This window comes from Parcubacteria group bacterium, assembly GCA_041657845.1.
GTDB lineage: Bacteria > Patescibacteriota > Minisyncoccia > Moranbacterales > JAKLHP01 > JAKLHP01.
The window spans coordinates 1-12,539 of sequence record JBBABD010000023.1; the positions used below are offsets into that span (position 1 = coordinate 1).

The window sequence follows — 12,539 nt, forward strand, 5'->3', positions numbered from 1 at the left end:
ATTAGATGAGCTAATATGTTTGTAAGGCATCTCGTTGTCGTTTAATGGTAATAGTTGTGTATTTTCCATTATACAGACCGAGATGTCTTTTTTTAACTTATGTTGCACTTGTGGATAGAATGTAGGGGGGAAAGTTTGCTACCGGTGTTGAAATAGGTTGTAGTTTCATTATCCTTTAGTATTTAAAAAATCATTCCAATTAATCGGAATGATTTTTGTTTTACTTAAAATGAAAACCGCTAGCGAATGCTAGTGGTTTCTATCATGCCGGCTAATCGCCGGCGTGTTTGATTGTTTTAAATTTTATTGTCATTCCTGCGAAAGCAGGAATCTACGCAAACGATAATCGGAAGTTTAATATATAAACATTAGACTGATGTAATTCGATAGCGTAGATTCCGCATCAAGTGCGGAATGACATTTGATTTTAGACTTGTGAATTATTGAAAAGTTTTACGCGCTACGCTTTAAACGCACACACCGGCTAAAGCCGGTGGTTTTTTCTTTTAATTAAAAGGGGGTATGCATGGATTGTTTCATGCATACCCCACCACGGCTGTTAATTATTATTCCCACTGAATCGAACTTCGAAGATCTTCGAGAACACAAACTAGCTTGTTGTTATCGTCCGCTGCTTCAATGTCTTCCCAACACCTTTTGTAATATACGCGTATAGGATAATCTTCATCAACACGGGGATTCTCATAGCAAGAGCGCATACTTTTTTCGCCCTATTGGACGATTTTTATATACAGCATACTAAATACAAAATACTGGATACTAAATACTACTTTATAATCTTATCCGCAATTCCGTATTCTTTCGCTTCTTCGGCGCTCATGAAATAATCTCGGTCAGTATCTTTAACTATTTTTTCCAACTTCTGTCCGGTATGTTTAGCTAAAATTTTATTAAGTCTATCCTTCATTTTCAAAATATGCCTGGCATGAATATCAATATCGGTTGCTTGTCCTTGGGTTCCGCCCATAACTTGATGAATTAAAACTTCTCCGTTGGGAAGAATGAATCTTTTTCCTTTAGCTCCGGATGCCAAAAGCAAAGCTGCTCCGGAAGCGGCAGTGCCAACACAAATTGTCTGAACTTCCGGTTTCACATACTGCATAGTGTCATAGATCGCTAAAGCTGAAGTTACCACTCCTCCGGGAGAATTGATATAAATCTTTATGTCGTCTTTCTGATTTTGCTGTTCTAAAAATAGAAGCTGGGCAATAATAGAATTGGCCACTCCGTCATCAATTGCGCTTCCCAAAAAAATTATCCTGTCCTTGAGAAGGCGGGAATAAATATCATAGGCGCGTTCGCCATATGAGGTCTTTTCGATAACTGAAGGAATTAGGTATTGATTTAACATAATTTTCAATGATCAATGATCAATTTTCATTGAATTTACAATTTAACAATTTTCAAAATTTGGAAATTTAGTCATTGAAAATTGATTGTAAATTGAAAATTGAAAATTGAAAATTTATAAACTTTCCAAATATTCAAATACTTTCTCATTTAAAAGCATTCCTTTCGTATATTCATACAATCTTCCCATATCTATATTCTTATCCAAATCTTTTTCCTTTTTATAATACCCGAGAGTTTTGTTCATTTCCTCTTCGATTTTTTCATTTTCCACCTTAATTTCCTGTTCTTTAGCAATTTCTTCCAGAATTATCGCTGATTTTACTCTCTTTTCTGCTTGAACTTTCCATTCATTTTCCAAATCGTCTTTATTTTTTCCCATTTTTTCCAGAAATCCATCCAAATTCATGCCCATCTGCGATAGCTGGGATTCAAATTCTCCGAGCATCTTGTGAAGCTCTTGATGAATCAAAACTTCCGGAAGTTCTGTTTGGGTGAGTTTAATGAGCTCTTCCAAAAATTCACTTCTCATTTTTTCTTTGGCCTCCATTTTCTTTTCTTCTGCCATTCCATCCCTTACACTTTTTTTGAAAGCCTCCAGGTTTTCAAATTTTCCGAGCGATTTGGCAAACTCGTCATTAATTTCCGGAACTTTCCTTTCCTGAACTAAATTCAATTTTATTTCAAATTCGGCTGGTTTTTCGGCCAAGTTTTTTTCGTGATACTCTTTGGGAAAATTAAGGGTAAATTTTTTCTCTTCGTTTTCTTTCATTCCAATTATATTTTCTTCAAAACCCGGAATAAAAACCCCCTTCCCCAGAATCAAAGGATGATTCCGGCTGGTTCCGTTTTCAATTGGAACTCCGCCCATAGAAACTTTGAAATCAACAAAAACACTGTCTCCGATTTTTGCCTCTCTTCTTACCGTTACCAAAATTGCCCGACTCTCGGCAATTCTCTTTATTTCTTTTTCGATATCTTCATCTTTAATTTCAATCTTGGCATCTTTGTATTTCTTGTTTATTTTTTTAATTTCATTGTCCCAAGATTTTATTTTCACTTCCGGAATAACTGCAGTCACAATTTTATATTCCAAGTCATTCTCTTCGGCCAATTTCAAAATTTCCGCTTTTGGAGCTCCAATAGCATCGACTTTTCCTTCCGCCAGAATGTCAGCATAAGTTTTTTGAATGGCTTTTTCTGCCGCTTCTTGAATTATGGCGCTCTTCCCTATTTTTTCTTCAACCATATTTCTGGGCGCTTTTCCGGGACGAAATCCGGAAATTTTAATATCTTTGGACAAGTCAGAAACTGCTTGATCCAGATATTTTTTCCATTCGTTCCAAGGAACAGAAACTTTAATTTCTATTTCCGATTGGGGAATCTTGGTTATTTCATGCTTAATCATAAAAATTTTCAATGATCAATGATCAATTTTCATTGAATTTACAATTTAACAATTTTCAAAATTTGGAAATTTAGTCATTGAAAATTGATTGTAAATTGAAAATTGAAAATTGAAAATTCTAAATAATAAGTCCTGCTATCAATAATGCTACAATATTAATTATCTTAATCATCGGATTGATCGCCGGCCCCGCAGTATCTTTGTACGGATCTCCGACTGTGTCTCCGGTAACGGCTGCTTGATGAGCAAGCGAACCCTTGCCTCCAAAATGGCCTTCTTCGATGTATTTTTTGGCATTGTCCCAGGCTCCTCCTCCGTTGGTCATTGAAATCGCCACAAAAAGTCCAGTGATGATTGATCCAACTAATAATCCTCCGAGAGCCTCCGGTCCCAGAATAAATCCAACTAAAATCGGCGCCGCAACGGGAATAATGGCCGGCAAAATCATTTCTTTAATAGCAGCTTGAGTTACAATATCCACGCTGGTAGCATAATCCGGCTTGGCAGTTCCTTCCATAATCCCTTTGATTTCCCTAAACTGCCTTCGTACTTCTTCCACTACCGCACCAGCGGCTTTTGAAACTGACCGCATACAAATTGAAGCAAAAAAGTACGGAATAATTCCGCCGATTAAAAGTCCGGCTAAAACCTTCACATTATCCAGGGCAAAAACAATATTTTGTCCATTCTCAGTAAGCTCCTGAACATAAGAAGCAAACAAAACCACAGCCGCCAGGCCGGCTGAAGCAATAGCATATCCTTTGGTAACCGCTTTAGTGGTGTTTCCTACTGAATCCAAAGCATCGGTTACTTCTCTGATTTCTTCTCCCATTTCAGACATTTCGGCAATTCCTCCGGCGTTATCAGTAATCGGTCCGAAAGAATCGATAGCCACAATTATTCCCGCCATTGAAAGCATACTCATAACCGCGACTGCTACGCCGTAAAGTCCGGCCAGCCAAAAGGAGGCTAAAATTCCAAAAATAATTATGAGCACTGGAATCGCTGTTGATTCCATACTGATAGCCAGTCCCATAATAATATTAGTCCCATGCCCGGTTTTTGAAGCCTGGGCAATCGCTTTTACCGGTCGATATTTTTTAGAAGTATAATATTCGGTAACAATAACCATTCCCGCTGTTACTAAAATTCCAACCAGAGAAGAAAGGAAAATATTCTGGAAAGAATACAGTCCATTTCCATCCATGATTATCTTAGTAACCGGATAAAAACCAACAAGAGCAATCACTGAAGAGGCGATGAGCCCTTTATACAGTGCTCCCATAATATTCACATCGCCGGCTTTTTTATTTTTATCTTTTGAATTTAATTTAACAAAAAATATTCCCAAAATGGAAGCAACGATCGACACCGATCCTAAAGCCAAAGGATATAAAACTGCATTTTGAAAATCTGGGAAAACAAGCGAACCCAAAATCATCGCAGCAATTGCAGTCACAGCATACGTCTCAAAAAGATCAGCGGCCATTCCGGCGCAGTCTCCCACATTGTCTCCAACGTTATCGGCAATTACAGCAGGGTTCCTTGGATCATCTTCCGGAATTCCAGCTTCTACTTTTCCGACCAGATCCGCTCCCACATCAGCCGCTTTGGTAAAAATTCCTCCGCCCAGTCTGGCAAAGATGCTGATGAGACTTCCTCCAAATCCAAGTCCAATAAGAGCTTTTAAATCTCCCGTAATCGCATAAAATCCCGTTACGACCAAAAGGCCGAGTCCCACTACTAAAAGGCCGGTTACTGATCCTCCTTTAAAAGCTACATCTAATGCTCTTCCCAATCCCTTTTTAGCGGCCTCTGCCGTCCTCACATTAGCTCTCACAGCCACATTCATTCCAATATATCCAGCCAGTGCTGAAGCTGCTGCTCCGACAATAAAACCAATACTTGCACTAAGACTAATGACAAAATAAAGCGCTACTGCGGCAAAAATTGCCACATAAGCGACAGTTGAATATTGTCTGTTTAGATAGGCCTTGGCTCCTTCTCTGATGGCCTTGGAAATTTCCACCATCTTTCCCTCTCCTTCGAAAAATTGCATAACTTTCCAGGCTAGATAGAAAGCAAACGCGATTGCCACTAATGATGTGGCGATTGAGTAACCGATAATACCCATAGTTAGATAATTTTTAATTTCCAATTTTTGAATTTTTAAATAAATCTTAAATCTAAATTTTTAAACCCTCCTACCGACAGTCAGGCATTAGAAATTAGAAATTATTTATAAAATTTAAAAATTTAAAAATTTAAAAATTTAAAAAAATTATTACTATTTTTTATTCTCCTTTTTTTCTTCTAAAGCTTCTTCTTCGACAGACTTTTTCTTTTTCTTTTCTTTCTTATCTTCCTTGACCTCTTCAACTTTTTCTTCTTTTACATCTTCAATAATTTCTTCTTCCATATCTTTTGCGTTTCCGACAACATCGATCCTCCAACCAGTAAGCTTAGCGGCTAGTCTCACATTTTGTCCCTGTTTTCCAATTGCCAAAGATAACTGATCCTCCGGAACCTTCACTACTGATTCTCTCCTCTCTTCATTCAGCTCCACGGAAAGAACTTTAGCCGGGCTCAGCGCCGCAGCAATAAATTTCTCCGCGTTTTCACTCCATTCGATAATATCAATTTTTTCTCCTATCAATTCATCGATTACAGCCTGAACCCTGGTTCCTTTCTGTCCCACACAGGAACCGATCGGATCAACCCCCTCTTCTTTCGAAGAAACGGCAATCTTAGTTCTTGATCCGGCCTCTCTGGCGATATTTTTTATTTCAACGATTCCAGAAAATACTTCGGGAACTTCAAGCTCAAAAAGCCTCCTGATTATTTCGGGATGGACCCTGCTAAGCGTTATTCCAGGACCTTTCGGATCAGATTCAACTTTCGCTAGATAAACTTTAATCCTTTGCCCGATACGGTACCGCTCTCTTTCGATTTGCTCTGAAGAAAAAAGCACTCCGATTGATTTTCCTAAATCAACATAGACATTTTTTCCTTCAATCCTTTGAATCGTTCCGCTGATTACTTCGCCTTCTTTTTCTTTGTATTCTTTAAACATCGAATCTCTTTCAGCTTCTCTTATTTTTTGAATTATGACTTGTTTGGCAGTCTGCGCCGCTATTCTTCCATATTCGCTTTTTGATTCCAGCGCAATTTCAATAATATCTCCAACTTTTACGCCTTTTTTTATCTTTTTGGCTTCTTCTTCGGTTATATCGCGCTCAACATTAAATCTAGGAAGCTTATCTTCCTCTAAATTAGTATTTGCATATTTTTCGTCTGAGTCTGTTTTATTCTTGTCTGCGTCAGTCTGCGTTAATTCCGCGTCAGTCTGCGCTTCGACAAATTCGCGAACGCTTTCATCGACAACTTCCAGAAGCTTGAAAAAATTAGCCGAACCGTCGACTTCATTAAACTCCGCTCGGATATGCTGTCCTTTTTTTCCGTATTCTTTTTTGTACGCTGCCGCCAGCGCCGCTTCAATAGTTTCAACAACTTTGTCTTTGGAAATTCCTTTTTCCTCGGCAATTTGCAAAATAGCGCTTCCGAATTCTCCAAGCCGCATTGTCCCAGAATTATCTTCCTCACTATCTTTCTTAAGTTTTCTTTTTGACATAAATAAATATTAATCACAAAACAATCCCGAAAAATATCCCGAAAATCACTAATAAAAATTTCGTGATAGTTCGTGGATAATTTAGTGTTTGTTTAGTGATGCATTTTAATATAAAAGGCTCGCCTTCCTGCGAACCCTTTCCTATCAACCATATATACCAATGGTAACAAAAATATCTTGCCGTGTCAAATTGGCTTTATCATCAAAAATTGGGCGTCGCCGAAAGTATGCCTCCAATCGCATAAAGCACAACCAGCCCCGACAATGCTACCACGACTCCGACAATTGACCATTTCATGCTTCTTTTCGCAGTATCAATAGCTTTTTCATCCCCGACAGAAAAAATATATTGAATTCCCGAAATCACAAAAGCGATAACAGCCAGCATTCCAAATATGCTCAAAAGCCAATACAAAATATTAGTAATTATTCCCACTACTCCCCCGGAAGGATTTGGAAGATTGGTACTTATTGGGAAGCATACTCCGCTAGAACAGTCGAGATTGGGATTGTTTGAATTTTGAGCGCTCGTTCCTCCAGTGGTGTTTCCTCCGGAAGCTGCTTCATATCCCGATTCATACGGCACGCAATTTCCGCTATAATCTCTATATTCTTTTGATGGATCGGGACAAGCACCGGGATTATAATTACTATCAGGAACTGAATAATCAGAGTTGGTTGTTCCAGTATTTTGATCAGGAGAACTCGTTAGGGAAGAACATTCATACGCGCCATTGCCCCAAGATATGCATTGTCCATTTGATCCGTTGGACATTATACAGGGGTCGCCCTGTGAAATGCATCCGGTACTGTTTCCGCCTTCCGGCCAGCACATAGAACCAAGGCATTTCGCTCCGGCTGAAGCGCAAGAAACGCAACCTAAGCCTTCCTGGCAATCAGACGAGGTATCACAGTCTCCTCCTTTTCCTATCGTTCCCGCCATCGCCGAATCAACCGCTAAAAATATTCCTAGTGCAAAAATTAGCGATGTGCTAATAATTTTTGTATTTTTTTTCATTTTATTTTAGAATTTAATTTCAAAAATCTACTGGTATTTTACCATAAATTAGAAAAAAACAAAACAGTCCACAAGGACTGCTTTGCAAATATATTTTGAAATTCTAATCTTAGCTAAAACTAGAAATTTTGGCCAGTGCCGCCTAAGAAACTTGCTGCCGCTTTCAAAATCACTACTCCCAAAATAGCTACAATCACGCCAATAATCGAGTATATCATTGCACTCTTGGCCGTTTTTATTCTGTCTTCATCCCCAGCTGCGGTTAGATACAATATTCCAGCGATGGCAAAACCAATAACTCCCACGATCCCAATAATGATAAGCAACCAGTTCATTAAATTTGTGACTATGCCCATTATTGATCCGGTCGGAAGGCCCGTTCCGCCTCCTGCGCTTGAATCAAAAAAACCGCTAGAAGAACCATCCGTTTGGGCCAATACTAATGCTGGCGCAGTTAAAATCGCTACCGACACAATTGAAGCCAACTGTTTAATTTTGTTTTTCATATTACACCTCCTTTTCTAGATTTTATTTTTTTATTTACTCTAAAAAACCATTTATTGTCCTTATGATAATCATTCCGGAAAGAGCAACGACTATTCCGATAATGGCATACACCACTGATTTTTTCGCTAATTTTATTCTGTCCTCGTCTCCGGCTGAAGTGAGATAAATAATTCCTGAAACAACTAATGCAATTATAGCAATTATTCCAAAAATTTGCAACGAGAAATTTAGGATATTAAGCAATAATTGCGGAATACTGGGAGCAGAGTCGATCACCCCTGCCTTAGCTATGAGAAAAAAATTAAAATAATCCATTGTTTATTAATTTTCAAATCTTAATTTTTAAGGTCTACCACGTTTCCTCTTATTTTTGGATCATTGTTTATTTCCTCATAAGATTTTCCGGCAAGAGAAGGACGGATTGGAACAGAGCTCCGCTTCAATTGTTCTGTTTTGACAACGTAATTTTCATTTCGATTATTGCCCATATTTTGACTGGGCTGAACTGGAGTTTGATAACTCGGTTTTTGCATTTCAGGTTTTACCGGTTCCATTTTCTGCTGATAATTTCCAAAAAAATTATCTCTATTTTTTTCTTGAATAGCGGAATTTGGAATATTTTGAGACACGACACTCTCTCTCCTCGGAAGAGGGCGCTCAAAAACTTTGTTATTTTGATTTTGTCTGGCATAGTTGATCCCGCTCGCTTCGCCAAATCGAGGCGAACTTTGAGCAGAAGAAACTTGATTCGCCACTGGAAAATTTTCTGCTGGTAATTCGGGTTGGAAATTTGGCATTTTTTCCACAGGTTTTTTTTCTTCAAAAACCTCAAACACTACCTCCTGCCTATCCGGATCTACTTTGAGTGCCACATCTTCATCCAACGACCTCAGTACTTCCGCCAGTTTTTTCCTGTCTCCGGCATTCAGTTTTTTTGTGTTTTCACTGTGAAAAACATAATTTCCCCGCTCCATCATTCCGTGCCTTTGCGCTCCCATCATGGAACGATAATCCTCAATCCAATTTTTAATCGAAGGACGAACCGGCTGAGGAAAAATTCTAAGTTTTATCGGAGAAGAAGTTACCAATTGTTCTCCAAGCTGAGGATATTTTTGGATCGCTTGAGAAAGAGAAATTTTGATTATTTCAACCTCTGTTTTTTTATCCTCAAAATTATCCTCCATATTTTCTTCATCTTTTTTTATTTCAATAATTTCTATAAGGGGTCTTCTAGCAGAAATATTTACTCCTACTTTTTGACAAAAACTTTTGGCATCAGGGATAAAATCTCCGTAGTTATATAATCCAGAAGCGAAATCGATAATAAATTGTTTTGAAAATTCCGGACTTTTGAATTTTATCTTTTCTTTTATAAAATAAAAAATATCGTCTGGCTTGTTTATTTTGAATAATATGGAAAGATAAAAACGACTAAAATCCTTCGTCTCATCTCCGCTTAATCTGTAAAAATCAACAAGTTTTTTACCAGAGGTTGCTTCTTCTTCAGAGCTAAGAACAGCTATAGCCTCTCTCGGCAATTTTTTATACTCTTCTATCACCTTTTCAATCGTTAAATAATTTATCATAATTTTTATACAGAAGCCCAAAACTTGTTACCTCCTGAACCTACAAAATTTTTAACATTGGCGTTACTATTTAATTCTGCTCCTTCTTTGAATTTCTTTGCTTGTTCTGAACTGAAAAATCTTGATCCTTGTTCAAGAGCTGTCGTTGTAGAAATTACCATTCCAATATCCGGTAAAGCATCGGCTGAATAATTTGCGATTTGCTTTCCTGGCATTTTATCAAAAAATTTCTGAGCTTCTTTCATAAAAGTAGGATGGGCACACATATCTTTTTCAAAATCTCCACCCGTAAACGCTGCAAAAAATTTCCTAGGATCATCAACTGATGAAGCTGCCCCAATTTTTCTCCAATTTATCACATCGGTATTAGACAAATCATTTAAGTTTGTACCACTGGTAGCCATGCTCTTAAGTTCTTTATCTGCTCCTTCCGCGATTTTTTCTCTCACCGAATCTTGCATTTCACCAATCATATGATTCATTGAATCAATACCCAATACATCTTTGTGTGACAATTCATTAAGAAATTCGGTACTAAGCATTTTATCTGAAGTGATTTTTTTATGATCTCCGCTAGATTTGGCTTTTTTAATTCTACTTTTCAATATTTTTCTCGCATCATTAGCATAAGCGGGATCAGCGGCCATTCTCGCAATATCAATGTCTGCATCCCATCTATCTTCAGTGAGTTTTTTAACATTATCTACATCTCCGTGATCAGAAAGAGCTCTGTGTAAATTATTAAGATCTTTATTGTCCATTTTCTTATGTTGACCAGCCTTAACAACGGCTTGAGCTGCTAAGAATTTCTTGTATCCAGATTGACTCTTGAATTCCGCTTCCCTATCTGATGCACTCATACTATTGAGCATTGATCCGTAATTCTTGTATTTATCTTTACTTGCCTTTCTGACATCAGCTTTAGCCGAAGATCGGCGAAAAAGGCTTCCGACTTTCGTATCCCCAAGAAGATTATTAAGGTGACTACTACGAAATTTAACATTTCCATTTTCATCCTTTTTCGTCAATGATTTTCTCAACCCCCATGCTCCAGTTCTCCATCCGCCCTGAATAACCTTTTTGCCCCGCTTAGCGGCCGTCTTTAATCCATTTATACTTATCATACTACCGCCAGTAGCTAACTTCTGCGCGGCAATTATTCCAATCCAGAGCAAGACAATTGGAATAATCAAAGTAATTCCAGACACGATAATACTATCAAAAACATTACCAGTCATTCCTCCTGCTGCTTTTGATTCTAACGTTGTCATAATTCCATTATTCTGAGCTTCATTCATCACCATAAGAGCCATATACAGCATAAAGGCCATAATTGTCCCAAAAAACGATTGCTTGAATAACTGCCCCCACCAATCATCGGCATATTTGCTGAAGCTGGGAAAAATCGCCGCTGTGAAGCCAACAGGGGAAAACATTACTAAAATTGCTAAAACCAAAATCCTAATAACTAGCAAAATAGCTATCACCGCAAGAGTTATCATAAACAAAAATGAAAAACTTATTGCTGCCAAAAGGCCGAATGTCTGATCGGTATTCCCCTTGATCTCATCTGGCTTTGTAATATTAGGAAGTATTATGGCTTCAAGCCCTCTTTGCTGTTTTCCATTTCCATTGGTTGTATTCCATAAATTTTTGGAAATAGAACCGCCATCTCCGCCGAGAACCTTAAGAAAATAATACATTGGAATATTCCCTGCATCGATAACAGCTCTGGCAATCGGAAAACTAAAATTAACCAAAAGCGCCATTATCACCAGAGTGAGAAGAATTTTTTTAATGTGATATTTCTCAACCTGAAAGATGGTGCAAAAAGCCGAAAAAAGAAGAATCAAAATGAAAAATATATTTAGAAAATCCCTGACTATAGTCCATCCGGTTTTTATGGCGGACATATTCATAACAGTTTTAAAATTTTCCGCGCTAACCGCCCAATCGAACACAATTGCCATAATATAAACAAGCGCCATCACAAATTTGAAAACAACATAAAGAACACTATTAATAACATTTAAAAATCCTTCCCATACCATCCCGCCAATCCCGCTCGGAGCCTTGATTGAATTGGCGCTAGCTTGGTTTTTTGCTATGTCTTCGCTCATTCCTGTATACGAAGAAACATTTCCGCTTTCATCCACAGGACCGGGAAGTTGCGCTAAAGATTTGGTGGAAAAAGACAAATTTTTATTTTTGAAATTGAAACCAGAATTAAAAAATGACCACGCCAAGCACAAAAACACCAGCGACAAAACGAATCGTTTTCCAGAAAACATCTTTTTATTTTTATTGTTTTTTTCTTTTTGAATCACAGACTTAAGTTTTCAGAAGTGTGATTAAATTATACCACAAAAATAAATTTAGCATTAAAGCTCTACCCTAAAAAATTTGTTAAAACCAATGTCAGAAAAAATCCCAAAATTCCTCCCGCAACCACTTCGCTCACCCTATGGCCCACTCTTTCCTTGAGCCTGGGAAACTTTTCCTTATCAATATCCAGTGTTTGCATTAGATTATTGAGATATCTTCCCTGATCTCCCATAATTACTCGAAGGCGCACAGCATCGTCAATTACAATCACGGCGAAAGCCGCTGCAATCGCAAAAGCCCCGGAATGAACTCCTTCATAAAAACCGACTGACGTTATGAGCGAAACCATAAAACTGGTGTGAGCTGACGGCATATGCCCATGCGTCATCACATATTTCACATCCCATCCATTTTTAATCGAGTAGAGAACAAACTTAACCAGCTGAGTGACAACTCCAACTGCGATTGGAATCAAAAAAATATTATATGGTTTTATGAATTGCATTAAATCTATCATAGTTAAATAATATCATAATTTAAAATATTTTAATAGCGCATTTTGTATTATTATAATATAATGGTTATATGTGAGCTCATTTAAATTGACCACGTTTTTTTCCAAACACCGACCTGAAATTAATCATCGAATATCCCAGATATCGGAACCCCATGAAAGTGCATTGCAGTTTCTCA

At 37.8% G+C, this 12,539-nt stretch carries 10 protein-coding genes; all 10 read right to left on the reverse strand.

From position 1 onward, the window contains the following. Nucleotides 1–787: 787 nt before the first annotated feature. The gene (locus WC906_03945; GenBank protein MFA5777565.1) at nucleotides 788–1,372 is read right to left on the reverse strand and encodes an ATP-dependent Clp protease proteolytic subunit; all 585 of its coding nucleotides are present in this window, start codon (nucleotides 1,370–1,372) and stop codon (nucleotides 788–790) included. Nucleotides 1,373–1,486: 114 nt separating this feature from the next. Next, nucleotides 1,487–2,779, reverse strand: a complete 1,293-nt coding sequence (gene tig / locus WC906_03950; protein ID MFA5777566.1) for a trigger factor — start codon at nucleotides 2,777–2,779, stop codon at nucleotides 1,487–1,489. Nucleotides 2,780–2,897: 118 nt separating this feature from the next. Continuing rightward, nucleotides 2,898–4,913 carry a sodium-translocating pyrophosphatase gene (locus WC906_03955; GenBank protein ID MFA5777567.1) on the reverse strand — a complete coding sequence of 672 codons (2,016 nt, stop codon included), beginning with the start codon at nucleotides 4,911–4,913 and terminating at the stop codon, nucleotides 2,898–2,900. Nucleotides 4,914–5,066: 153 nt separating this feature from the next. Beyond that, nucleotides 5,067–6,410 carry a transcription termination factor NusA gene (gene nusA, locus WC906_03960; GenBank protein ID MFA5777568.1) on the reverse strand — a complete coding sequence of 448 codons (1,344 nt, stop codon included), beginning with the start codon at nucleotides 6,408–6,410 and terminating at the stop codon, nucleotides 5,067–5,069. A 202-nt stretch (nucleotides 6,411–6,612) separates the two neighbouring features. Continuing rightward, entirely contained in the window at nucleotides 6,613–7,428 is an 816-nt protein-coding gene (locus WC906_03965; GenBank protein ID MFA5777569.1) for a pilin, read from the reverse strand. Nucleotides 7,429–7,547: 119 nt separating this feature from the next. Next, nucleotides 7,548–7,934: a hypothetical protein gene (locus WC906_03970; protein ID MFA5777570.1), complete on the reverse strand. Its 387-nt coding sequence runs from the start codon at nucleotides 7,932–7,934 to the stop codon at nucleotides 7,548–7,550. 34 nt (nucleotides 7,935–7,968) lie between these two features. Further along, the gene (locus WC906_03975) at nucleotides 7,969–8,250 is read right to left on the reverse strand and encodes a hypothetical protein (GenBank protein MFA5777571.1); all 282 of its coding nucleotides are present in this window, start codon (nucleotides 8,248–8,250) and stop codon (nucleotides 7,969–7,971) included. 20 nt (nucleotides 8,251–8,270) lie between these two features. Then, the gene (locus WC906_03980; protein MFA5777572.1) at nucleotides 8,271–9,521 is read right to left on the reverse strand and encodes a hypothetical protein; all 1,251 of its coding nucleotides are present in this window, start codon (nucleotides 9,519–9,521) and stop codon (nucleotides 8,271–8,273) included. Between the two features lie 5 nt (nucleotides 9,522–9,526). After that, on the reverse strand, nucleotides 9,527–11,848 hold the full coding sequence (locus WC906_03985) for a hypothetical protein (GenBank protein MFA5777573.1): 2,322 nt from the start codon (nucleotides 11,846–11,848) through the stop codon (nucleotides 9,527–9,529). A gap of 62 nt (nucleotides 11,849–11,910) precedes the next feature. Next, complete coding sequence (locus tag WC906_03990; GenBank protein MFA5777574.1) at nucleotides 11,911–12,363, reverse strand: divergent PAP2 family protein; 453 nt, start codon at nucleotides 12,361–12,363, stop codon at nucleotides 11,911–11,913. Nucleotides 12,364–12,539 lie beyond the last annotated feature (176 nt).

What these genes read in the sequence shown, in the direction of transcription:
- WC906_03945 (MFA5777565.1), bottom strand. Translation starts at nt 1,372, where the DNA reads ATGTTAAATCAATACCTAATTCCTTCAGTTATCGAAAAGACCTCATAT.
- tig (MFA5777566.1), bottom strand. Translation starts at nt 2,779, where the DNA reads ATGATTAAGCATGAAATAACCAAGATTCCCCAATCGGAAATAGAAATT.
- WC906_03955 (MFA5777567.1), bottom strand. Translation starts at nt 4,913, where the DNA reads ATGGGTATTATCGGTTACTCAATCGCCACATCATTAGTGGCAATCGCG.
- nusA (MFA5777568.1), bottom strand. Translation starts at nt 6,410, where the DNA reads ATGTCAAAAAGAAAACTTAAGAAAGATAGTGAGGAAGATAATTCTGGG.
- WC906_03965 (MFA5777569.1), bottom strand. Translation starts at nt 7,428, where the DNA reads ATGAAAAAAAATACAAAAATTATTAGCACATCGCTAATTTTTGCACTA.
- WC906_03970 (MFA5777570.1), bottom strand. Translation starts at nt 7,934, where the DNA reads ATGAAAAACAAAATTAAACAGTTGGCTTCAATTGTGTCGGTAGCGATT.
- WC906_03975 (MFA5777571.1), bottom strand. Translation starts at nt 8,250, where the DNA reads ATGGATTATTTTAATTTTTTTCTCATAGCTAAGGCAGGGGTGATCGAC.
- WC906_03980 (MFA5777572.1), bottom strand. Translation starts at nt 9,521, where the DNA reads ATGATAAATTATTTAACGATTGAAAAGGTGATAGAAGAGTATAAAAAA.
- WC906_03990 (MFA5777574.1), bottom strand. Translation starts at nt 12,363, where the DNA reads ATGATAGATTTAATGCAATTCATAAAACCATATAATATTTTTTTGATT.